General features: G+C 61.7%; 21 protein-coding genes and 1 pseudogene. 4 read left to right on the plus strand and 18 right to left on the minus strand.

The annotated features are described in order from the left end of the window. Positions 1 to 120 precede the first annotated feature (120 nt). Positions 121 to 393, minus strand: coding sequence for a hypothetical protein (locus F0P97_RS14165; protein ID WP_182282901.1), 273 nt, complete (start codon positions 391 to 393; stop codon positions 121 to 123). A gap of 238 nt (positions 394 to 631) precedes the next feature. Here F0P97_RS14165 and F0P97_RS14170 point away from each other — a divergent pair, with 238 nt between their 5' ends. Continuing rightward, positions 632 to 1042, plus strand: a complete 411-nt coding sequence (locus tag F0P97_RS14170; protein WP_182282902.1) for a LexA family protein — start codon at positions 632 to 634, stop codon at positions 1040 to 1042. Positions 1043 to 1182: 140 nt separating this feature from the next. Here F0P97_RS14170 and F0P97_RS14175 read toward each other — a convergent pair whose 3' ends face one another. Beyond that, positions 1183 to 3252 (minus strand): hypothetical protein, encoded by a 2070-nt coding sequence (locus tag F0P97_RS14175; RefSeq protein WP_182282903.1) that lies wholly within the window; start codon positions 3250 to 3252, stop codon positions 1183 to 1185. Between the two features lie 372 nt (positions 3253 to 3624). Between F0P97_RS14175 and F0P97_RS14180 the strand changes: the two genes are divergently transcribed. Continuing rightward, the gene (locus F0P97_RS14180; RefSeq protein ID WP_182282904.1) at positions 3625 to 4416 is read left to right on the plus strand and encodes a Rha family transcriptional regulator; all 792 of its coding nucleotides are present in this window, start codon (positions 3625 to 3627) and stop codon (positions 4414 to 4416) included. A gap of 330 nt (positions 4417 to 4746) precedes the next feature. Continuing rightward, positions 4747 to 4875: pseudogene (locus tag F0P97_RS28065) on the plus strand (restriction endonuclease); the annotation flags it as partial. A gap of 176 nt (positions 4876 to 5051) precedes the next feature. Here F0P97_RS28065 and F0P97_RS14190 read toward each other — a convergent pair. Further along, positions 5052 to 5204 (minus strand): hypothetical protein, encoded by a 153-nt coding sequence (locus F0P97_RS14190; RefSeq protein ID WP_182282906.1) that lies wholly within the window; start codon positions 5202 to 5204, stop codon positions 5052 to 5054. A gap of 169 nt (positions 5205 to 5373) precedes the next feature. Here F0P97_RS14190 and F0P97_RS14195 point away from each other — a divergent pair, with 169 nt between their 5' ends. Then, the gene (locus F0P97_RS14195; RefSeq protein ID WP_182282907.1) at positions 5374 to 5928 is read left to right on the plus strand and encodes a hypothetical protein; all 555 of its coding nucleotides are present in this window, start codon (positions 5374 to 5376) and stop codon (positions 5926 to 5928) included. Between the two features lie 2 nt (positions 5929 to 5930). Here F0P97_RS14195 and F0P97_RS14200 read toward each other — a convergent pair whose 3' ends face one another. The 15 genes from F0P97_RS14200 to F0P97_RS14265 all read right to left on the minus strand — a co-directional run bounded on the left by F0P97_RS14200 (position 5931) and on the right by F0P97_RS14265 (position 21084). Beyond that, positions 5931 to 6422 (minus strand): hypothetical protein, encoded by a 492-nt coding sequence (locus F0P97_RS14200; RefSeq protein WP_182282908.1) that lies wholly within the window; start codon positions 6420 to 6422, stop codon positions 5931 to 5933. Continuing rightward, positions 6419 to 6889 carry a lysozyme gene (locus F0P97_RS14205; protein ID WP_182282909.1) on the minus strand — a complete coding sequence of 157 codons (471 nt, stop codon included), beginning with the start codon at positions 6887 to 6889 and terminating at the stop codon, positions 6419 to 6421. The genes F0P97_RS14200 and F0P97_RS14205 overlap by 4 nt, the downstream gene beginning before the upstream one ends. Further along, positions 6886 to 7203 carry a hypothetical protein gene (locus F0P97_RS14210; protein WP_182282910.1) on the minus strand — a complete coding sequence of 106 codons (318 nt, stop codon included), beginning with the start codon at positions 7201 to 7203 and terminating at the stop codon, positions 6886 to 6888. The genes F0P97_RS14205 and F0P97_RS14210 overlap by 4 nt, the downstream gene beginning before the upstream one ends. Before the next feature lie 18 nt (positions 7204 to 7221). Then, the gene (locus F0P97_RS14215) at positions 7222 to 7458 is read right to left on the minus strand and encodes a hypothetical protein (RefSeq protein WP_182282911.1); all 237 of its coding nucleotides are present in this window, start codon (positions 7456 to 7458) and stop codon (positions 7222 to 7224) included. Continuing rightward, the gene (locus F0P97_RS14220; RefSeq protein ID WP_182282912.1) at positions 7455 to 9350 is read right to left on the minus strand and encodes a hypothetical protein; all 1896 of its coding nucleotides are present in this window, start codon (positions 9348 to 9350) and stop codon (positions 7455 to 7457) included. Before F0P97_RS14220 ends, F0P97_RS14215 begins: the two co-directional genes overlap by 4 nt. Then, positions 9350 to 9745 (minus strand): hypothetical protein, encoded by a 396-nt coding sequence (locus tag F0P97_RS14225; RefSeq protein ID WP_182282913.1) that lies wholly within the window; start codon positions 9743 to 9745, stop codon positions 9350 to 9352. Before F0P97_RS14225 ends, F0P97_RS14220 begins: the two co-directional genes overlap by 1 nt. Then, the gene (locus F0P97_RS14230; RefSeq protein ID WP_182282914.1) at positions 9742 to 11469 is read right to left on the minus strand and encodes a hypothetical protein; all 1728 of its coding nucleotides are present in this window, start codon (positions 11467 to 11469) and stop codon (positions 9742 to 9744) included. The genes F0P97_RS14225 and F0P97_RS14230 overlap by 4 nt, the downstream gene beginning before the upstream one ends. 1 nt (position 11470) lies before the next feature. Continuing rightward, entirely contained in the window at positions 11471 to 12649 is a 1179-nt protein-coding gene (locus F0P97_RS14235; protein WP_182282915.1) for a hypothetical protein, read from the minus strand. 16 nt (positions 12650 to 12665) lie between these two features. Continuing rightward, positions 12666 to 13055, minus strand: coding sequence for a hypothetical protein (locus F0P97_RS27605; RefSeq protein WP_232537931.1), 390 nt, complete (start codon positions 13053 to 13055; stop codon positions 12666 to 12668). Positions 13056 to 13067: 12 nt separating this feature from the next. Then, positions 13068 to 16259, minus strand: coding sequence for a hypothetical protein (locus F0P97_RS14240; protein ID WP_232537932.1), 3192 nt, complete (start codon positions 16257 to 16259; stop codon positions 13068 to 13070). Between the two features lie 12 nt (positions 16260 to 16271). Next, positions 16272 to 16655, minus strand: coding sequence for a hypothetical protein (locus F0P97_RS14245; protein WP_232537933.1), 384 nt, complete (start codon positions 16653 to 16655; stop codon positions 16272 to 16274). Then, on the minus strand, positions 16655 to 19402 hold the full coding sequence (locus F0P97_RS14250; RefSeq protein ID WP_182282916.1) for a phage tail tape measure protein: 2748 nt from the start codon (positions 19400 to 19402) through the stop codon (positions 16655 to 16657). Before F0P97_RS14250 ends, F0P97_RS14245 begins: the two co-directional genes overlap by 1 nt. A gap of 109 nt (positions 19403 to 19511) precedes the next feature. After that, complete coding sequence (locus F0P97_RS14255; protein WP_182282917.1) at positions 19512 to 20309, minus strand: hypothetical protein; 798 nt, start codon at positions 20307 to 20309, stop codon at positions 19512 to 19514. A gap of 35 nt (positions 20310 to 20344) precedes the next feature. Further along, positions 20345 to 20758 (minus strand): hypothetical protein, encoded by a 414-nt coding sequence (locus F0P97_RS14260; protein WP_182282918.1) that lies wholly within the window; start codon positions 20756 to 20758, stop codon positions 20345 to 20347. 5 nt (positions 20759 to 20763) lie between these two features. Beyond that, positions 20764 to 21084, minus strand: a complete 321-nt coding sequence (locus F0P97_RS14265; RefSeq protein WP_182282919.1) for a hypothetical protein — start codon at positions 21082 to 21084, stop codon at positions 20764 to 20766. Positions 21085 to 21086: the final 2 nt, after the last annotated feature.

Consider the following 21086-nt stretch of genomic DNA (forward strand, 5'->3'; position numbering starts at 1 on the left):
CGCCCTCAGACTCGTCGTGGAGCTTCAGACGGGGTTCGTGGATAACCAACAAAAGATCAGCACGTCAAGAACTCGAGTCAATTGCCCAAGGGAATTGGCAAGGGAGATGCAGGACCGCAGTCAGATGCCATAGGCTGACTCAACTTCCTGCACTGTGCGCGGAAGGTGTTGATTCCAAATAGAAATTGCAGCATTCATGTTTACAGCCCACTCTTGGGCATTCACGAACCCCAGCTTGCACTTCTTAGAAATTTGCTCGTACAACTGATCGTCACTAACGCCTGCGACCGACTTCAAAGCATAGTAGAGCCCCAAGCTGGGGTGCGAGCTGTTTGTTTCGCCTTCAACAATGCCAGCGTCGCTCGGATGAACAAAGGTGAGTGGTTTAGTCATGCCTCATATTACTCGGCATGCTGTCCCTCATCGCTTTCATAGCCATCAGCTTCAAGCACATTTGTTTGCGCTGGCCGTTTGACAGATACAGAGCGACCTGCATCGGCTTAATAGAATACAGCTCCTTCCAAGCTCAACATGCGGCAGGCATGCATTCACCGTCAAAAGGGTCACAGAGGGGTTGATGGTGGCCAACCGCTACACTGTACATATGCACAGTCATCGTCTCATGAGTGGTATGCCCGTCCAACTGATCGCGTCCCCGGTTACTTTGCCGCTGGCTGATTGCAGCGCGCGCGCAGGCTCGCCCGCCAATGACTTTGCAGGCAAGCGGCTGGATATTACCGACCTGCTGGTCACGCACCCCAAGGCCACATTTGTGCTGCGTGTGGCCGGCCCGTCCATGCAGGAACACGGCATCGATGACGGCGATATCGTCGTGGTGGACAGGGAGCTGCGCGCTCGAGATGGCAGCATCGTCGTGGCGGTTGTCGAGCGCGAACTCGTCATCAGAGTGCTGGACGGCGAGGGCAACACCTGCAAGCTCAGGGCAGGCGCCCCCACCTACCCCGATATCGTGCCGCCAGAAGGACAGACGCTGGAAATATGGGGTGTGGTCACCAGCTGCATCAAGCGCTTTGCAAGATAAACACATGCGCCCCGACGACACGCGCGGCTGCAGCGTTGAGCAGCCCCAGCAAAGTTGGCAGCGCCGGGCTGATGTACTGCTTTGCGACCAACTGACCAACGTGTCAGCGCGGGCCTCGGCCCGCTCAAGTTCTCCCAGCGCTACTCCTCGTCATTGCGGCGCGAAAAGCCGGAGATGATAGCAACCAGCAGCAGGCTGCTCACCCAGCCAAACAACGTTTCAAACCAAGCCACAGCGCGCACCAAGTAGCCCCAACGCCAATACAAAACAGACTCTTCTGCTGCAGTTTCATCAGGAGAGGGTATATAGGAGCTCCAAGATTTCTCCTGCCCTAAATCCACAACAGGCAACAGCAAGTCCAAGGAGTAGGCAAATGGGCTGAATGTTGAGTACTCTCCGGGCATCTCAGAGCAGAAAGGCCAATTGCCAGTTATCCGCTCAGCGAATATTTTTTGCGTTTTAACAGAATCGGACTGCTTATCTTGCGTTGGCCTGCATTCACTATAACGAGCGTCTTGGAAAACCAATGGATCTGAAGGTGCCATGGCATTAAATGGCGATCGAGCAAGAGCCCAATAAATTCCGCCGCATAATAACCACACCGCAAGCATCCACATTACCAAGTTGACAGGACGATAACCGTACCCGGCTAACTTCCCAAATATGTAATGGGCAGTACGAGTAACCATGCCCTTAAAACCGCGAACCAGGTCGCAAGGATCATTTGGCCACAGCCCCATACGACCAATTTTGCGCAAATGATCCTCAAATGCAATGCCCACCTGCTTTGCATCTTCCGTATGCCCCATCTCTCGCAACACGCGCTGTAATTGACGCCATGGTTGCGGACGAAACTCGGCATTTCCTAGATGGTCTGGTAGCTGCCTATCCAACCACTTTAGCCGCTCTTGCCCACTGGTAGATACGTTCCCGCTAAGTACTCCGTAGCGGAAGCCATCTAAAACACTGCCGACACACCAAACATCTAAATCATCTTCAAGCACACCTACATCCGCGTGGGACATATCAATGCAGGCCGGTACACTTAGCTTCCTTAAAGCAAAGATGCCTCTAACAACTGCAGAATTAAGAGACAAGGCGATACCACTCTTTGGAGTAAGCGATGCATTATGACAAGAGAAGTCGCCGCCAATCTGCACACCTCTCAAATCAACAAGCCCATTTGCCTTGAAATTATTTCTTAGAAAAACGCTTCCAACAATATTGGCACGATAAGCATTAATCGTCGCCCCCTTATCCGCCTCGAAACTTCCACCATTGAACGATAAACTACCGCCAATAAAAGCACCTAAAAATCTCACCGATCCCGTTGCTTTGAAATTGTTATTCAGGAATACATCTCCTTTTATATTAGTGCGATCTGCAGATAAAGAATTTTTTGAGGTGTTCTCAAATTCACCACCTCCGCAAAATAAATCTCCTCCGATCTTGGCACCGACTAACCTAACTTCCCCTTTCGCTTTAAAACCACCGCATAGGCAGATGTCACCATTAATGTCAGAGCCATCAAAACCTAAGGCGACTCCATTTTTTCCTTCAAAAAATCCGTCAGTACAGTCGACATTACCTCCAATGCTAGCACCTAAAAATTTAATTTCCCCGATCGCTTTGAACCCATTACGAAGGTTCATGCTTCTACCGATCTTGGCACCATCGGCTAACAATGCCCTCCCTTTAGCGCTTTCAAACTGCCCGCTCTCACACGAGAGTTCACCACCAATCTCTGCGCCTGACAGATGGACTGCCGATTTTGTCATGACGTCATCAAGGATAACGCTGCCTGTGCAATGCAAGCGATCCGCAAAAATCCCTTTCTCAAGATAACTACCTACCAAGCAAAGTACGCCATCTAGACTTGCATCTGGCGCAGAAATCTCTTGCTTGAAATGACAGGACAGCAAACCAAATCCATTAGGAATACTGCAGCCATCCAGATCAAGCTTATCCTCAAAATAGGCCCCTTGCAGCTGCACACCGGCTTCATGCACAGGCGCTTGCCCATCCCCCCCCAGTAACAAGAATCGAAGAAATCCGGCGCGAACGCTGTTTTTATCAGTCGGTTTATCTGGCACTTCATCGCCCAGCACTGCCATTTCACCCACACTGCACGTTTCCAGTAGCAGCTTTTCTCCTGGATTCAGCTCCCCAAAATCACTCAGACTGCGACCAAATGGCTTAAAAGGTTCCACGCGCGCTCCCCCTTGCTCATACTTTTATGTTGACGCCGGATGTTAGCCGCACCTCGGTGCGAGATTGATGACGCTTGCCAGCCAAAACGCACCCGCTATACTTGGCATACCTCGCAAGAGGAGGAGCGTAAGAACTCCTAAGGTACAGCGGAAGAACCGCATCCGATAACTGGCGGTTTTTTTGCGCCCGGACACTGCACGCCTGCACTCTTGCAGACGGTTGGTTTATGGCCGGGAGGGCGACGGATACAAGACCCGCAAGGGGAAGAAGTCCGCCTGGCTGTACCCAGGTTCTTAACCTCCCGGCCGCCTTATTGCAGTGCGTAAGAACGCTGCGATAAGGCTTCACAAGTCTCGTACAGGAGCAGCACCATGTCTCAGCCCGCACTGGCTATCTCTCCCGCCGTCACCATCGTTGACGGCATCCCCACCACTCTCAGCACCGATCTGGCCAGCCACTTTGGCAAACGCCATGACGACGTGTTGCGCGGCATTCGCAATCTCTGCGCTCAGTTGCCCGAAGGGGGTGTCCGCAATTTTGCGGAGACCTCAGTCACCGGCGAGCAAAACGGACAAACCTACCCCGCCTACCGGCTGACCCGCGACGGCTTTACGCTGCTGGCCATGGGCTTTACGGGCAAGAAGGCGCTGGCCTTCAAGCTGGCCTATATCGATGCCTTTAACCGCATGGAAGCCGCGCTGCACCAGCCGGCTGACACGCAGCGCATGGAGCTGGCCTTCTCTCTGGCCGCAGAGGCTGCGGCGCAGGTGCACCGCACGGTGTTCAATGCGGTGATGGAAGGCGATGCAGACGAGTGGCAGCACAGCCGCTATTTGCTGAACCTGAACTACGACAGCCAGGGCCGCCCCACTCTGCCCCATGCCCAGCCGATTGCGACCGACCAGATGGTGGTGTCCTTCAGCAGCCTGCCGCAGCGCATTGCCGAGGGCGAGATCATGAGCGCGACCGATGCGCAACTGGCCACGCTGGCAACGGCCTGCACGCAGCGGCTGACCCAGCACGCCCAGCACCGCGAAAAGCAGGTGATGCTGCCGGTGTACCCTGGCAATTCCCCCGGCCGGCGCCCCGCGTCTGCACCGGCCCGGTCAGCCAAGCAGCCCCCTGCGCCCGATGAAGGCCTGCTGCGCATGACATTCAAGTAGTCTGCTTTTGATAGCTTCCAGCGCTTGAGTAGAAAAGGCCATCCTGGCATGGCCTTTCTTGTTTTTGCAACAGCAGGGTTGCATCGCTGCGCACTTTTGGAGAAACTTCAGCCGTTCGGGAAGCGAACCCTACCGCATTTGGTCTTTCCAATGCACAGCCGACACAGCTTCTGGTCAGCGCCTTGTACGCACCATCTTTTGGGCTCTTGGAACAGCAAAACTTCACCTGCTTCGGCAGGCGTCTTTTCTGGATCCATGGCCAAACTCCAAACACTTCGCCAACGCGCTTTTATTGCTCAAAACGGTTGCTGCTTCTACTGCAACCTGCCCATGTGGGAGCGTGCCAATCAACCAGCGTTTGCCCGCCAATACCGGCTCTCCAGCAAGCTTCTTGCTTTGTGCCAAAGCACGGCAGAGCATCTGCATGCCAGGCAAGATGGCGGCCAAGACGCTGAGCACAACATTGCCGCCGCATGCAGGTTCTGCAATGCCACTCGGCATAAAGGCCGCACGGACAATGCACCTAGCCCGCAGCAATACAAAGCCCAAATTCAACGCCGCATTGCGCAAGGAAAATGGCATCCGGCTTTAGCCTTGCTGCAGCAAGGTACAGTCAGAGAGTCCGTAGCATCGCGTCACCACCAACGAATGGCTGCGATCAAGCCGGCCAAGCCTGCGGCGGCGATGCCCAATGCGGCCAGCACATTGGCCACGGCGATACGGCGGGCATAGCGTTCTGCCGCGGTGGCATTCAATGGTGCAGTGACGGTCACTTTGGAAAACATCATCAGCGGTCTGATCCTTGGGCTTTCAAGGGTTGGGAATGAAAGCCCCAGGCGCTCGTAACGCCTGGGGCATTCGCCTTTTCTGGGTTCTGCGCAGTGGATTGTCAGCAAGGGCTACGAGTCGCTGGTGCTGCTGTGCGTTGCTACGAATCTGCTCAGATAGACTAGCGTCATGCCTCAACAACTCCCCACTGGGTTCAATGACCAACCATGGATAGGCCGGGACTTCAAAACTACTGGCATTCTGGTGTTGGGTGAGTCTTGGTATGGCGACTGGGGAGCTGAGTACAACAGTGATGCCAGCTATATACAGGCTTATCTGGATGGGAAGCTTTCCGACCGGATGTATACAAAGATCGCTAATGCTTGCCAGTCAAGTAAAGAGTCTTTCTGGCAAAGCGTCATGTTCACAAATCTTGTGATTTGGGCTGGGGCGAGCTCGAAAGATCGCCCTACCACGCACATGTACCTGGATGGATATTTCAGACTTCGTCGCTTGCTGGAAAAGTACAAACCCAGAGGGGTATGGCTTTTAGGCAAGGAGCAAGCGCAGTTTTCATCACACTTGCTGATAAGCGAAGAAATTCCGTTTTCAACATCCGTACATCCAACTGCTGTCGGCGTAACGACAGCACACCTTTCTCAAAGCTGGCAGGAGTTACTGACTAAACTTGCAAGAACTCAAGGATCGAACTCAAAGGCTTCAGCCAAAAGAAGCGAGATCTAATGTCAGTCACCAACTAGCAGTTGCCGATCGACCTGCACCTGTCCTTTCAGGGCGTCGACCTGGGCGTCTCGCCGTTCGACCAGTCCGACAAGCTGGCCAACCACGCCCGCGCCTTCGCCAGCAAGGGCTGCGAGTCGCTGGTGCCGATCTGCGAGATCTCGGCAGGCAGCGGCGTCACCGGCAAGCTGGGCGCTCCTGGTGGCGGCGCCCCTGATGTCGTGCTGCAGGCCGGCAATGCGGGCAGCATCAGCAGCGCGGCCAGCCGCCAGGCGGGCCATTTCTTGCGTGTAGTCATGGGTGTTTTCCTGTTGAGCGGCGCCGTGCGTCAACACGGCAACCGCTTTCGTTTCAGTAACTGCTTGCGATTGCTGGGCAATCTCTGCAGCCTGCTTTGCCTGAGCAACCTCAACCTTGGCCAGTCGCTGGGTCTGCAGGGCCAGCAGCAGGGCAAGGGCCAAGGCCAGCCAGGGCCAGATGCGGGATGCGCCGGTCATGCCAGCCCCGCCTCGCAAAGTTGCCGCTCTGCCGCGCGGCGCTTGACCAGGCCGGGCAGTTGCTTGCCGCCGGCGTAAGTCCAGCGGCTGAGTTCGGCACAAGCGCCATTGATGTCGCCGCTATTTGCCTTGCGCACCAGGGTGCTGCGGCAGAATGCGTCGTCACCCACGTTAAAGGCAAAGCTCACAAAGGCGGCGCGCTGGCCGTCGGTCAGCGGCACGGTGACGCAGCTCAGCGCATCGGCATGTCTGGCCAGGTCCTGGTAGAGCATTTCCTCGCACTGCTCACGGGTGAACGTCTGCCCATCGCGCAGCTCGGGGCCGGTATGTCCCGTGCAACTGGTCAACACGTTGACCGGGTCTCGGTAGCTGCGCAGCACCGTGCCTTCGTACTTTTGCACCAGGGGCACAGCCAGAGCTACCGCGCCGGCACCGATGGCGGCCATGAGTTTTTCTTTCCAGTTCATCGGCTGGCACCTCCTTTGACGGCCGTCCAGAAGGCCACGCAGGCCCCGCCCAGCATGACGATGGCGGCCAGCGGCTTGGCGATCTTGCCAACCCAGTTGAGCACCTTGAAGGCGCCTTTCATGGCGGTGAAGAACTCCAGCAGCTCGGCCATCTGCTGGTTGCGCTGGTGCAGTTCCTGCCGCACCTCATGCAAGCCCTGGGTTGCGGCTTTCAGATCTCGTTCGATGGCAGCCATGCGTTCACTCCCCTGGTTAAAGCGTTTGTTGACTTGCTGCAGCGTGGTGGCCGGCAGCTCGTTGCCGTAGTCGTCCATTCCCCTTCCTTTCTTCTTTCAGACTTCGATCAGCACATAGGGCATGGCGGGCGCGGGGCCGGTGACGGCGCCGCCTTGCACATAGACGCGCACGCCGTTGGCCGTGCCCAGCGGGTTGCGCACGCGCAGCAGGCCTGCGGCACCTTCCAGCGCGACCAGCGCGGTGCCGTCGACAAACACGGCGCTGATTTGCCCGGTCATGACGGGGTCGTCGGGCAGCAAAGCCTTGAGGCGCTTGTAGAGGTTGGTGCTCATGCGGCCACCCTTTCAACGGTGACCTGCTGGCGCACCCGGGGCATGGAGGCGCTGACGTGGACGCCGCGCACCAGGCCGCGCCAGGTGCCGTCGGTATCGGCCACCTCCAGCAGCTGACCGGGGTTCAAGATGCCGGGGTTGGTGCCGCCGGTGAGCACGGGCATGCTGATGCTGTGCTGCAGCTTGTTGCCGCTGGCGGCCAGCGCCCAGCTGCCGCGCATGCGGGCGGCGTCGGCATGGGTGATGAGGTCGTCCTGAATCTGCGGGGCCAGCTTGTCGCGCGCGCCGAGGCTGCGCACCACATGGCCCAGCACGCCGCCCACGCTGCCGCCGGCGACATAGATGGCGTTGTATTCAGCACGCGGATCGGGGCGCAGTTCGTCGGTGACGATGATGGCTGCCGGCATTTGCACATCGGGCACGGCCGCCCCCCACTCCCACGGCAGCACCGGGTAGCGCGGCGCAACAATCAACTGCTCTGCCGTGCGGTGGCTGCGCACCACGGCATTGACCGAATCAGCCATGCGCAGCACAGCCTGCAGCGGCGTGCCCTGAAAGCTCCAGGCTCCGGCGGGCACCTGCCAGTCTGGGATTTGCCAATCCAGATCAACGCCACTGAACTCCAGCGCGCCTACTGCGAGCTGCTGCGCCGTTGCCACCGAGGAAGAAAGCCAAGCCTGCTTGGGCATGTAAGGGCTGCCCAGCATGGCCGTGACGCTGATGCCTTGCACGGCCACGCGACGGCGGTCAAACGAACGGCTGCGCGCCGTGCTGGTTACGGCAAAGACAAACTGCATGCCGTCGATACCGACCAGCAGCCGCTGCGGCAGCCCGCCCACGGGCGCGAGCTGGTCGAGCAGATGCTCGGGGCCGTTGGCCGACAGGCTCCAGCAGTAGCTGTCGTCGTCGGCGGCAATGGAAACGTCAGTGAGCACTACGGGCTCAAGGCTGGGCAGCAAATGCGCCGTGAGGTGGTGGACTTGCATATAGACGGGCAGCAGAGGAATGACGAACTGGGGTTGCGGCTCTGGCCCGACGGCCTTGCAGCACATGAACAGCAAATCTGCCGAAGCGGCCCAGGATCTGCAGAACAGCAAACGAATGGGGCCGCCCACCAGTTGCTCATAGCAACCGGGCTTTTCCGGCTCTGGCGGTTTGGTCTGCGACTTGCCAGCGGGCGGCTTCATGGCCTGCTGGTAGCAGCCATGGAAGCCCCGGTACAGCGGCACCGATGGACCTGCACCCGTGGTGAAGAGGTATTGCAGGCGCATCGCATCCTGGGCTGTTACGTCGACCATGCGGCGGCGGTCGCGCAGGCTTTCCTGAAACCGCACGGCCCAACCTTCCCGCACGGGCGCGGCATCCTGCGCCGTGGCCTGCAGGCCCACGCGCACGCCCTGGGCCTCCTGCCAGCGGGCCTGGGTTGTTGCTCCAGGTAGAGGCTGGGCCTGCTGAAACCTGCCCTGTACAGCCACCCCTTGTCGCTGGCCGTCCTGCCAGGCAATGCCAAACTGCTCTTGCAAAGGCATGGCGTCCTGAGCGGTCGACACCCAGCCCGCAGGCAGTGCATCCGTGTCTTGCCATCCCGTGGCCCAGCCCTGTGCTACAGGCTGCGCCTGCTGGGCACTGGCTGCCACCTCGGCCACCACGGGCCGGGGCGTGTCGGTGTTGTAGCGCACGACGGCGCTGCAGCGAAGACCGGGCATGCGGCCCGCAGCGACCAGATCCTTGCGCACATGCACCAGGGAGCGGACCCGCAGGCCCGGCATGCGCGCGGCAACGACCAGCGCAGCATTGGGCACCTGCCCGCCGCCGCCATCGTCGCCAAACACCAGCTCGACCGGGTTGCCGGTCTTGAAGGCGCGGCTAAAGATCAGGTCGACGGCGGCCATCAGGCTATCCTTGTCTCGCCCAGGATGGCCTTGCCGCCCGCATAGAGCTGGGTGCCGGTACTGCCCAGCAGCTTGAAGTGCCCAGCGCCCGCCTCATCCGTGACCAGTCCGCGCCCCACCAGCTTGCCGTCGCTGGTGCTCCAGACGCCGATAGCGGCCTGCCCACTGGTCAAGATCATGTCGCCGCCGCCGCTGGCCTGGGTCAACACCAGGTAGCCCGCCTCGGTGATCTGGCCGCAAGGCTTGGTGAGCGTCAGAGTGACGAGCAGTTGCTCAGCTGCGTCATACAGCGAAATGCGCGAGGCGTCTGGGCCGGAGTCCGCAAATGCCAGAGTGGCCTGCAGGCGGGCGACCGCATGGGCCTGCGAGATCTCGAATTCGGGCAAGCCGCTCATGGCATGACCTCCGCCAACTGGTTATTGGCGACGGTCGAGTACTCCTGCAGCTCGTGATCCCAGGCGATGACATCCCACTCGTAGCGCGTGGAGATTTCGCGGAACTCATAGGAGCCATCGGCCTTGCTCCATGTTTCCCGAGCGAGATAGCCGTCGACGCTGCGATGCAGGCGCACCCGACGACGCAATGGGGCATTTGTGGGTGTGAGCTTGCGCGATACAGTGCCATAGATGCGGCCCTGGCCGCCGCATTCCACGTCAAGCAGCTTGGCTGTGGTGAGCTGCGCCGTGTTGAGTACCCCTTGGGTCAGCGGTGGCGTGTCGCTGAGCCTCCGCGTTCCACGCGTCGACAAAGTTCGCAACGGCGGCTTGATGTAAATCGGGTCTTCTGTGGCACGCAGCAACAGGTTTCTGGAGCTGTTGAGATAGACCCCGGCCAGTAGCAAACGCCCATCCGCACTTACGGCGCAGCCATTCCATTGCCCAACTCCTTGACTCCTCTGTGAGGCCCAGGTGGCTCCGCCGTCGACCGACAAGTTCAGATAGCCGTCTGAAGACGACTTGGTGCTGCCAACAAGAATCACCCTTCCATCTGCGGAGATGGCACAACGACCCCATACATCGGCCCCGGCATTCGTGAGCGCTGTCCATGTCACTCCACCATCTTTCGACAGCTGCAGATACCCATTGGCGGTACTGGCGCTATAGGCTCCAACAAGCATGAGCTGCCCATCAGGGGACATCGCGCAGCCATACCAGTAACCGGCACCGGCTGATGTGATTGCGGACCAAGTTGCCCCTCCGTTCCTTGACACTCGCACGTATCCGCTGCTGTCTCCGCTTTCTGATGCAAGCAGCACTTGACCATCCTCAGACACCGCGCCTTGAAACCAACGTCTCGCCCCAGCACTGATCTGGGCTGCCCAGGTCTCTCCTCCATCTTTTGACAACCACAAGTAACCGCTGCCGCCGAGGTCACCACCGGCTAGCAATACCTTGCCGTCCTTAGACAATGCACAAAAACGCCAGTACAGGCTCCCCGCAGCAGTCTGCGCAGTCCAGGTGACCCCGCCATCCTTTGACAGCCACAAGTAGCTATTGCTTGAACCCGCACTTCCCGCAAGCAGCACTTTTCCGTCTGCAGACACCCCGCAGCTATACCAGGAGCGATCTCCCAGAGTTGTTGCGGCCCAGGTCGCACCACCGTCCTTCGACAACTGCACGGAGTCTGCACGGGCTGCCAATTGCACGCGGCCATCCGCCGACATTGCGCAGCTTTGCCAGTAGCCCGCTCCCGCCGCAGTTTTCGCCTCCCAGGTCGTTGGGGTATCCCAATTCGCAGGCACCGTCGGCGCCGGACTCAGTACATCAGTACCCTGCCACTTCACAGCAGCGAGTGCACAAGAGCCAGCAGGGCCATTGAGTAGATGACCGAAGACCCACGTAGTGGGACTCGGGCCAGCAAAGCGAATTCCCCACAAGCCAGAGGCTTCTGCGACCGTGATCGTCAGCGCAAATCCCGGCTGGCGTACATCGGCGGCTGCAAATCTGACCGTGCTGGGGTCGTCAAGCAGCAAGTTGTCAACAGAGCCAGACGCAGGAGCCAGTGTGGCAGTGACAGACAACAGCGTCATGGCACCGCTAGCGCCCCAAGGCAACAACCGGCTCAGTATCAAATCAGCGCCTTGCGTCTCGATGCCTGTCACTCGGAAGGTGGCGGCCATATCAAGACCTCCAGGGGCCGGTCACGTCCAGGAATCCGACCCCCTGGTTGCCGCTTGCAGGCGAGCCAACCTGAACGCTCAGCAGCATCGTGCCGAGAAAAGCCCCTTGGCCTTTGGTCATTGCCACGTCCCAGCCGAAGCCGGCGAGTGCACCAGTCTGCGGGCAATGAAATGCCCCAGGCGCGATGCCCCGAGGCCCCGCCGTCGCAGGACCATCGCTGAGCAAAATCGGGGATAGATGCAGACCGTTGTCTACCGTCGAGGGGAAAGCGCCCAGATACGCGTCGTTCCCTGAGAAACTCGATACGCTGCCAAACACTTTTCGCGTTGCTTGCACAGCGCTGCCGATCCCGTGAGCCAGGCGTTTAAGCGTAAAGCCTGTGCTTCCGCTAGCGCTATACACGCACCCTGCGGTGTTGTTGTAGTTTTGGGTATCCGCCCCTGTCACCATGGCGCACCAGGCGTCGCCGCTACGGTAGCTATTCAAATCGCCCATGTACTGGGACACGAGCGCAACATTGTTATTGCTTGCTGGCGTCGAGGAGGTATTGGGTGCCACCAGGAAGTAGAAACCGCGCGAATCACCAGCCAGCACCCAGTACGAAGACGCACTGCCGCTGCCGCGCTTGTGCCAGTAGTACCCACCCGAGATGGTCAGTGGTGCCGCCCCTGCTCCGTTGTCCACGTCCGTCATGGACTCGTACATTTGCACCCGGGCATACAGAGCGTTGCTGTCGTCCACGCGGTAATAGCTCCGGGTCGACGCCGGGTCGGTCTGGCGGTAAACGGCCACATTGGTCTTGCTGTAGACCTTCTCCCAACCCAGGGGCGCCATCTTGAAACTGATGGAGCCGGTAACGGCACCGTCGGGCAAGTCGGTCTTGAACTCCACCCAGGCATTGGCGACAGCCGTTACCTTCTGCTCGCCGTTCAGGGCCGAGGGCGTTGCGCCGGTCACCGCAATGACGGCATGGGCCTCTGCCGCACTCTTGCCGCTGGCAAAGTTCAGGCGGCAGATGCCGTTGCTGATGACTGCCGAATCCACGGCCTTTGCGCCCCAGCCGTTGACCAGGAACGCATCGAGTGCGCCGATCAGGGAGCCGACCGTGCCGCCGATGGCCGGAGCCCCGGCCATGGAGCTGTATGCGTGCTTGACTGAGGTATCTACAGGGGATGCCATATCTCTCTCCGGGAATTCAGTTTGATTGCGGGCGGTTCACATCGCCGCGCGCCAGGATGGAAAAGCTGTGCTCGATGCCGGTCTCAGGCCCCGGCTGGATGGTGCGCACCACCCAGAACGGGTAGATGGCCCCCACCGTGTTGATGCGCAGGATGTTTCCCACGGCCCAGCCGCTGCCCCAGCCCAGCGGCTGGATCGTGAAATAAGGCTTGCCCGTGGCCGGGTTCACGGGCGAGCAGACGCTGTTGATGTCGCCCGTGGCAATCACGCCCACATGCTCGCCAATCACACGAAACTGCGTGGTGCTGGTGAACTGCAGCACCCAGCGCTCGGTGCTGCCGCCCGCATTGGTGATCTCAATGGGCGTGACACCCTGGTCGTACTTGGCGGGCGGCTCCTGCCCCATCAGGGCGTCAGACTAGGCGTTATCGACCCAGGTCTTTTGCGCAAAGGCCAGGCTCACCCGAGCACGGCGGTCGCTGGCCTGCAGGGCGCTGGAAACATAGGTGCCGTCCTTGGGGTAGTCATGGGTCAGCGCCCGGTTGAAAGTGATCTCGCCCGAGATCTGCACATCCGTGGCCGTGGCCATGTCCTCGATGCGATCCTCAATCGTCACCGGCATGGTCATTGCCGACACATCGGTAAAGGTGACCAAGCCGGCCTCCAGATCGACGGAGTAGCCGGTGTTCAGGGTCTTGCCGTTGGCATCCCTCACCACCACGCGAGACAGTCGCACGCGGGCCAGATTGACGGTCTGGTTGTTGCTGACGTTGAGCTGGGCGCTGGTCTTGGTGTGTCCCACCACGCATAGCGAGCCAGGCCGGAAGATGGGCACCTTGCCGTCGCTGGGCAGGCGCACAGGGTCGATGCCGATGATGTCGGCATTCATGGGCAGATAGGCATAGGCCACCGCCGTGTAGCGCAAGGCACTGGCGACCACGGGCTGCGGTTTAAAGATCCTGCCGTCCGGCTGCACGTTGGCCGCGTCATACCAGGGCTCAGCCTCATTGCCTGCGGCCACGACCAGGGCACCGAAGCCCAGGCGCACCAGGCCGGTTTCGTAGTCCACCGTGCCGACCACGCCGGGGGCCGTGATGGTGCCGTCAATGGCTGCACTGACGTTTTGCGATCCGCCCGAGGCCCTGGGAACCTGCACTGTGAGGGAGCCAGGACGAAGGGGAGCCGCCGCCGTGCGGAACACATAGGCGCTGCTGATGGCATCGCCCAGCGTGGTGATGCAGCCTGCACGGCGCAGCGTATTCGCATTGCCCGGCGTCCACGAGGTGAGACCCACACGGCCCGTGGCGTAGTTGATGCTGCCGCGCGTCACAAAGCCGCCTGAGGTCAGCACTCGCAGCACGCCCCTGCCGTCGTCGCTCCAGGGCTGACCGCTGGAGGGCATCAGCACAACCGAGCCAGGCACCACCGGGGCCTGCACGCCCGTGACCAGGTCGAACTCGGGCGCAAACGTGACCTGCAGCGTGCGGCGCGTGGCGCTGCCCGTGGTGCGGAAGCGGATCTTGACGTAGCCGCTTTCGTCATTGGGATAGATCGAGGGGGCATTCAGGTACTCGATGCCCTCATAGTTCAGGCGGTACTTGGCGACCTCGCCATCGAAGCCGCCGCCGCTGACCTGGCTGGACGAGTACACCGGCTTGGGGATCTTGATGACCACATCGGGATTGAAGTCCACCGCGCCCGTGCTGTAGTTGACCGTACCGACCTGCACGCCATTCAACGTCAGCTTGCCGTTGCCGTCATCGCGGGCGAGCTGGGTGGGGTCGACCAGCGTCACGCCCATTTCCTTGAGCTGGTCGCGGGTGTAGAGACCCAGCACGCTCTGGTCGGTCAGCGTGTTCCACTCCACCTCGACCGTGAACGGCACCAAAGCGCCTTGGCCCGCCGAAACGGCCAGGCGGCCCTGACCGTTGCGCGAGGGATGCGGCAGATTCACCTCCACCGCAGGAGCCGTGTCGACCGTGACATCCAGCACCGTGCCCACGGCGGGCAGCAGCTTCGGAGCAAACAGCACTTCGGAGCGGCCCACCCTCACCTCGCCCGTGGCGTCTCCCTGGAGCTGCCAGGCAGCGGTTGCCGTGGCGGTGCGCTGCGTAGTGCCATCCATCCACTTGATATCAAAAGCGCCGGGATAGAGCGCCTGCCCTGCAGGCAAGGCCAGGACGATGGTCTGGCTGATCAGCAGATCGGCGGCAGGCTGCACGGTTTCCTGCGTGGGCACGCCCCAGTGCTGGACGATGGAACTGCCCACATCGGGCAAGGCCCCCAGCGTGACGACAAAGCTGCCAGTCTCGGCGCTATAGGTGCCCGCACCATAGCTGGAGTCGGTACCGCGCAGGGTGCCGTCGCCCGAGTCCGAGAGCACATACCAGCGGCCCTGTGCCCGATAGCTAAAGCTCAGCGTGCCGCGTGCCGGCAGCGGTGTGATGAAGCCGGTGTAGCTCTGGCTGCGGTTCTCCGCCGTGATGCGGATCTCGCTGGACTGCGGCATGCGCTGCATATAGGCGGCGGGCCGGTAGCTGATGGTCTTGCTGCCCGAGTAGTCGCCAGAGTTGGAGGTAACAATGCCGTTGGCATAGTCCACCAGCCCGATTTGCTGGGTGCCCGACATCAGAATGCCGCCCTTGTCGGTGAAGGTGACGCCGCCCATCACGATGGAGAGCGAACCCGGCAGGCAGCCGCCCGGCAAGGCCAGGCTGGTGGTGGTATTCCAGGTCTGCGAGGTACTGAAGGTCACGGCCTCGGCAGCAGAGACAGGGAAGCCCGCCGCCGCATACGGAATGGCTGCAGGAATCGGCGTCTCGCTCTGCGCCGAAGGCACGATCTGGGTCATGATCGTCTGGGCAATGATGGTGAAGTCGCCCAGGGCTGCAGCCTTCTGCAGGGGCGTGACGCCCACATAACTGCCCGCGTCGGCCACCACGGTATCGCGCAGATGGGCGCTATTGCCCTGGCGTGTGAACTGGCGGCTGGCAGGAGATCCGGTGAAGTCAAAGCGCAAGGCGTCGGACAGCTCCATGGTCACCACCAAGGCCTTGTAGTCCTTGTCCGCGTCATAGGTGAAAGTGCGCTCCAGGCTCGTCACGCGAATGGCGCGGACATATTGCTCCTGCTCGTTGGCCAGGCCTTCATTGCCCACCAGCACCAGTGTCTTGCCCACGGCGGGCAGCTCGGTGCCGGGGCGCTGGAAGATCTGAATGACGCGCTGGCCCTTGATGTGGTTCTCATAGAGATAGCCTGCCCATTCAGCCCCCTTGTTCAAGTAGGCCTCCAGCCGGGCCTGTGCCTGGGCGCGGGTGTCATAAACCCCGCCCGTGGAAAACAGGGTGATGGAGACATTGGGGTCCTCGGGGGGCTTGGCCACAATGACATTGCTGCCCTGGTAGGTGTCGCGGTCTTGGGTGTCCACGCCCACATGCACCTGACGCAGGTTGGCGCGGCCCGTGGCCCGATCCATCTCGGAAATGTCGGGCATCACGGCGTTTTCTTGCCCGGACGCGATCACGACGTTGGACGGCCCGCCGCCGCCCTCAGGTACATCGTCCATGACGCGGCTGGCTCGCAGCTGGATATCGCCTTGCAAAATGGGCATTGTTTTTCTCGCTTAAACAGTGATCAGCCGCAGCGTGGCGACATAGGGATGGGTTGCGGCAGGCAGCTCAGGCCGGGAGATGGGCGTGGCGGCAATCGGGTCGTCTGCAGCAAACTGCACGGTGAACTCACGGCCATCAGCCAGCTTCAGCGGGTACTGCGCGTCTGGCACATCGGCCATGGCCTGCACGGTCAGCAGCGTTGCGCGACGAATCCAGCCCTGGTCTTCAACGGCCTGCAAGGTGATGGGGCGTCCTTCGATACGCGATGCGGCGTCGATGATCTGGGCGCCGGTGATGCCGCGCTCGACCGTCTTCTGCACGGCAGACCAGTTGAATTCGTCCACCCACAACATGCCGCGCGGCAGCTCGATGCCCGCGAGAAAATGACCCGCCATCAGTGCACACCCCCAGACAAATTGGCATCCCGCTCCAGCGCGGCCATCAGCTGCTGCATCTCCGAGCTGCCCGCCGCATCCGTGCCCACGTTGTATTGACGACCGCCAATCACGACCTCGTGCCTGTGGGTGATGACGGATTGGGGTGCTGCTGCGGCAGGGGCAGCAGCAGGCGCCGGCGCCTGAGGCACTGAGCTGGGAACACTCGCCTTGCGCTCGGCCTCCTGCTTGGGACGGGCATTGGCGGCGGCCTGCTGCAGGTCGATTGCCCTGCCCGCCTGCGTGACCGCAAACTGGGTCAGGTCATATTGATAGTTGCCCAGTGCGCCGCTGCTCTTGACCGAGAAAGGGTTGTCCTGCGCATACTGGTTCTGCCATTGCTTCCACCAGGCATCCAGCTCCTGGCGGGTCTGGAACTGCGGCACTAGGCTCAGCGGCCCGGTGTTCTGGTGCATGATCCCTTGCGAACCTTGCACGCCTGCATTGCGCTCCTCGACAAAGTTTCGCGGGCCGCCCTGCTCCCACGCACGCGCGGCGTGGGCGGCGCGGCCGGATGCATGCTCGATGCCGCGCATGCTCTCCTGCACGCCGTCGGCTGCATCGCGCACCCGGCCCATGCCGTTGACCATGCTGCTGACGGCCCTGGCCGTGGCCCGGTCGGTGTTGAGCACGGCCTTGCCCGCATCGTCCACCGCTACTTCGTAACCTTTGACGGCGGCCTGGGTCTTGAGCCACTCAGGCGCGATACCACCATTGGCCGCAATCACCTTGTCGGCCATGGCTTTCCAGGCCTCAGCAATGCGCAGGGGCGGCTGCTTGCCGTCCTTTTCCAACTGATCAAACGCAGCCCGCGCCTGCTTGGCCATGCGCTGCAGATCCTCGTTGGTGGTCATGCCCAGGTCTTTGTAGGCCTGCTCCAGCAGCGCAGTGGACTGCGCCGCATCCTGGGCCGTGCTGGCTGCTGCGCGCTGGGCCTTGGCAATTTCCTGCAGCTTGCGCCCGGCTGCATCCAGATTGCCGCTGGAAATCAGCTGCTGATATTCGGCCTTGAGCTGCTTCAGGTTCTCGGCCGCAATGCGGTCGGCCTCAGCCTTGGCTGCAGCCTCCTTGGCCGCTTTAGCGGCTGCCTTGCCCGTGGCCTCTATGCCAGCGGCTACCGTCTCGATGGAGGGAGCCGCAGCTGCGGCAACATTGCCCGCCGCCTCCACTGCGCCCGTCAACCCATCCCAGGCATCACGCGCTGTCTGGGCTCCATCGGCCATGCCCTGCAGGGACTCCGCAGCCTTGGCCTTGAGGGCATCGGCAGACGCCGCAAAAGCGCCCGCCATCTCCTCGGCATCAGCAGCCGCCAGGCGAAAGCTCTCGCTCAGGCCGCCAAAGGTGACGGATGCCAGGCCGCTGCGCAGCTGGGCCACGCCTTCCATCACCTTCGAGGCGATCTGTGCAAACGCCGCGCCCAGCCCGTAGATAGCAGTCAGCACGCCGTTGACGCCCGCCGTCATCACGCCCCAGGCGAGCTGCACCGTATTGCCAGCGTTGGTGGCGTACTGGCCGATGCGTTGCAGCGTCTCGCCCGTCTCGCTGGCAAAGACCTGCAGGCGCAGCACCACAGCGTCGAAGTTGACGTTGGCTGCAAACGCGCGGAAGAACTTGAGGCCGTTCTCAAAGGCCGTGGCCAGGGTCTGACCAAAGCGCTCAACCAAGCCGTTGTCGACAGCCTTGCGAAGCGCGCCGGTCAGCTCGTCCACGCCTTTGCGCACCGCCGGCAACACGGGCTTTCCCAGCACCTGGGTCACCGTCTCCCACATGCTGCCCAGGCCTTTGAGGGAGCCGTTGAGGTTGTCGGCCATGGTCCTGGCCGTGGCCTCGGCGCTGCCGCCCGCCTCCCGCAGCTTGCCCGTCAGCTCATCCAGAGCACCCATGCCCTGATTGAGCAAGGCGCGCAGCGCAGGGCCAGACTCCAGGCCCACGGCATTGATGGCTTTCTCACCGTCCTTGCCCTTGGCGGCCAGCTGGTGCAAGGCTTCCTCAAAGTTGGTGGTGACAATGCCGGCTGCGCCCAGCTCCTTGCGGAACTTGCTGGTCGGATCGGCAAACTGACTCATGACGGAGTTCAGCGCCGTACCCGCGCGGCTGGCGTCAATGCCTGCGTCAGCAAACTTGCCGATGATGGCGATCGTGCTCTCCAGGCTCACGCCAAGGGAGTTGGCAACGGGCGCTGCATAGCTCAGCGCCTGGGCCAGCCCTTCCACGCTGGTGTTGGTGGCGTTGGCGCCCTTGGCCAGCACATCGGCCACACGGCCGGCATCCTCAAAGGCCAAGCCCATGCCCATCACGGCCTTGGTCACGTACTCGCTGGACTTGCCCAGCTCGATATCGCCAGCCTGGGCCAGGGCCAGCACGGCAGGCAGCGCCTTGACGGAGTCGCCCGCACTCAGGCCTGCCTTGGCCAGGTTCTCCAGCGCACCAGCCGCCTGCACTGAGGTGTACTTGGTATTGCTGCCCGCAGCCTGCGCGGCCTTTGTCAGCGCGGCCATTTCTGCGGCCGAGCCTTCGGTGGCAGCCTTGACCCGGCTCATGGCCGCTTCAAAGTCTGCCGCGCTCTGCACCACGCCCGCAAACGCCTTGATGCCGAAGTAGCCGGCAATCGTAGCGCCCAGCAGCTTCACATTGCGCCCAAGGCGGCTCAGCACCGCAGACGCATCGTCCTTGGCGTTGATCACAATCTGAATGGGCTTGAAGGCCATGGCGTGGGTGCTTGAATGAAAGTGGTTGCTTCGGTTTGCGCTGCAGCCGGCGCTGGCTGGCCGTAGTGCAAACCGCCCCGGCAAGCCGGGAGGTCTGGATGGAGATGGGTTAAGGAATCAGCGCTGCACGGCCGTCCACATAGACGGCTTCGCCGTTGTCGGGCTTGAGCACTTCCACATCGAAGCCGAACTGGCTGTAGTCCGTGCCGTCCTGAATCAGCGGCAGCTCGCCCGTGGGCGACAGCGCTACGCTGGGGAACCACCAGTCACGGTTGGTGCCGTGGGCGTTGTCGGCAATCAGCTGCAACGCGCCCTTGAGATCCGCGCCGTTGCCGGACTTGATGCGCTCCCAGCTGGTCTCGGCTGCCGTGTAGCCCACCAGCACCTCGGTGGCCGCATCGATCTCGCCGCCCTCCGCGATCTGAAGCAGGCCCAGGTCGGCGTCCACGGTGTAGTCGGTGCCCGCTGCAAAGGTCGTGGTGCCGTCCTTGCTTTTGACGGTGACGGCACTCAGCTTGCGTGCACCCGTGGGGGCCGCTGGGGTCACGCCCAGGCGGTAGATGCCGCCCGGCTCCACCGTGTGCGCCTCGTCCGTCACTGTGGCCGTGGCCTGCGTGTGGGTCTGTGCCGTGCCGGACAGAAACATGCGCAGATTGCTGCCGCTGATGTTGTCGGTGGTGATGGCCGCCTTGCGGGTGATCTCGATCAGGACTTCTTCGTCCTTCTCGCGCAGGCCGCCCTGCGAGCTGTAATGTGGGGCCTTGTCGCCCTCCACGCTCAAAGAGAAGGCCGGGCAGTTGCCGAACTGCCGACCGCCCAGCAGGCGGCCCGCCGCATCGAATGGATAGAAAACAAGGCGTCCACGCGGAATCTGGTATTCCTTTTTGACGCGGGGCAATGCAGCCATGGCTAGCTCCTTTGAAAGATTGAACGGCGCCGGCCTCAGGCGTCCAGCGACTCGAAAACAGACACGGTGGTGAACTCCACCGCGTAGCCGACCAGGCCGGCATCCACAAACTCGGCCTCGCGCACGCCGGCGGCGCGCAGCTCGGACCAGGCCCGGCCACCCGGCACCGCAGGCCGCCAGCCATGCAGGCAGCCCACCACCTCCTCCATGGCCGCATCCAGCTCGGCGGCAGCGGTGGCGCTGCGCTTGGCAACCAGCACGCAAGACCAGCGCGGCTCCAGCTGGGCGGCCTCGCGCGACACGTCGCCCAGGCCTGCGCCAGACATGCGCACCTCAACGGCCGGCACCTGCGTGCGGTCGCACAGCTCAGAAGCACCGCGCACCTGCCAGGCGGCCAGCGCACTGCGCCCTGCCAGGCGCGACTTGATGACTTGTTCAAGCAACAACATGGCGGTCAGTTCAGAAAGACGATGGGGAACACGGCCCAGCCGCTGGCGTCCTGCACCACCGGCCCGGTGACCTGGCAGGGTTGGCCGCCCACTAGCAGGCCGGTGCTGCCCTCGGCAATGCCGGGGGCATCGGCAACGGGCATTGCCACGGTGTGGCGCTCGGCGGTGGCGGCATCGGTCAGAAAGCCTTCCAGCGGCGTGCGGTTGAACACAACGCCAAAGGGCTTGCCGCCCTGCCAGCTGGCCGTGGCGTTGGCCAGCAGCTGGCTCACGCCCAGGTTGATCAGCGCATCCACCTGCGCAAAAGGTTCAGTACTTGCCAGCATGC

Source organism: Comamonas testosteroni (assembly GCF_014076415.1).
Classification (GTDB): Bacteria; Pseudomonadota; Gammaproteobacteria; order Burkholderiales; family Burkholderiaceae_C; genus Comamonas; species Comamonas testosteroni_F.

What these genes read in the sequence shown, in the direction of transcription:
- F0P97_RS14230 (WP_182282914.1), bottom strand. Translation starts at nt 11,469, where the DNA reads ATGGCCGCCACCTTCCGAGTGACAGGCATCGAGACGCAAGGCGCTGAT.
- F0P97_RS14210 (WP_182282910.1), bottom strand. Translation starts at nt 7,203, where the DNA reads ATGGACGACTACGGCAACGAGCTGCCGGCCACCACGCTGCAGCAAGTC.
- F0P97_RS14215 (WP_182282911.1), bottom strand. Translation starts at nt 7,458, where the DNA reads ATGAGCACCAACCTCTACAAGCGCCTCAAGGCTTTGCTGCCCGACGAC.
- F0P97_RS14180 (WP_182282904.1), top strand. Translation starts at nt 3,625, where the DNA reads ATGTCTCAGCCCGCACTGGCTATCTCTCCCGCCGTCACCATCGTTGAC.
- F0P97_RS14250 (WP_182282916.1), bottom strand. Translation starts at nt 19,402, where the DNA reads ATGGCCTTCAAGCCCATTCAGATTGTGATCAACGCCAAGGACGATGCG.
- F0P97_RS14190 (WP_182282906.1), bottom strand. Translation starts at nt 5,204, where the DNA reads ATGATGTTTTCCAAAGTGACCGTCACTGCACCATTGAATGCCACCGCG.
- F0P97_RS14205 (WP_182282909.1), bottom strand. Translation starts at nt 6,889, where the DNA reads ATGAACTGGAAAGAAAAACTCATGGCCGCCATCGGTGCCGGCGCGGTA.
- F0P97_RS14170 (WP_182282902.1), top strand. Translation starts at nt 632, where the DNA reads ATGCCCGTCCAACTGATCGCGTCCCCGGTTACTTTGCCGCTGGCTGAT.
- F0P97_RS14235 (WP_182282915.1), bottom strand. Translation starts at nt 12,649, where the DNA reads ATGGCATCCCCTGTAGATACCTCAGTCAAGCACGCATACAGCTCCATG.
- F0P97_RS14240 (WP_232537932.1), bottom strand. Translation starts at nt 16,259, where the DNA reads ATGCCCATTTTGCAAGGCGATATCCAGCTGCGAGCCAGCCGCGTCATG.
- F0P97_RS14255 (WP_182282917.1), bottom strand. Translation starts at nt 20,309, where the DNA reads ATGGCTGCATTGCCCCGCGTCAAAAAGGAATACCAGATTCCGCGTGGA.
- F0P97_RS14220 (WP_182282912.1), bottom strand. Translation starts at nt 9,350, where the DNA reads ATGGCCGCCGTCGACCTGATCTTTAGCCGCGCCTTCAAGACCGGCAAC.
- F0P97_RS14165 (WP_182282901.1), bottom strand. Translation starts at nt 393, where the DNA reads ATGACTAAACCACTCACCTTTGTTCATCCGAGCGACGCTGGCATTGTT.
- F0P97_RS27605 (WP_232537931.1), bottom strand. Translation starts at nt 13,055, where the DNA reads ATGGGGCAGGAGCCGCCCGCCAAGTACGACCAGGGTGTCACGCCCATT.
- F0P97_RS14260 (WP_182282918.1), bottom strand. Translation starts at nt 20,758, where the DNA reads ATGTTGTTGCTTGAACAAGTCATCAAGTCGCGCCTGGCAGGGCGCAGT.
- F0P97_RS14225 (WP_182282913.1), bottom strand. Translation starts at nt 9,745, where the DNA reads ATGAGCGGCTTGCCCGAATTCGAGATCTCGCAGGCCCATGCGGTCGCC.
- F0P97_RS14195 (WP_182282907.1), top strand. Translation starts at nt 5,374, where the DNA reads ATGCCTCAACAACTCCCCACTGGGTTCAATGACCAACCATGGATAGGC.
- F0P97_RS14200 (WP_182282908.1), bottom strand. Translation starts at nt 6,422, where the DNA reads ATGACCGGCGCATCCCGCATCTGGCCCTGGCTGGCCTTGGCCCTTGCC.
- F0P97_RS14265 (WP_182282919.1), bottom strand. Translation starts at nt 21,084, where the DNA reads ATGCTGGCAAGTACTGAACCTTTTGCGCAGGTGGATGCGCTGATCAAC.
- F0P97_RS14245 (WP_232537933.1), bottom strand. Translation starts at nt 16,655, where the DNA reads ATGGCGGGTCATTTTCTCGCGGGCATCGAGCTGCCGCGCGGCATGTTG.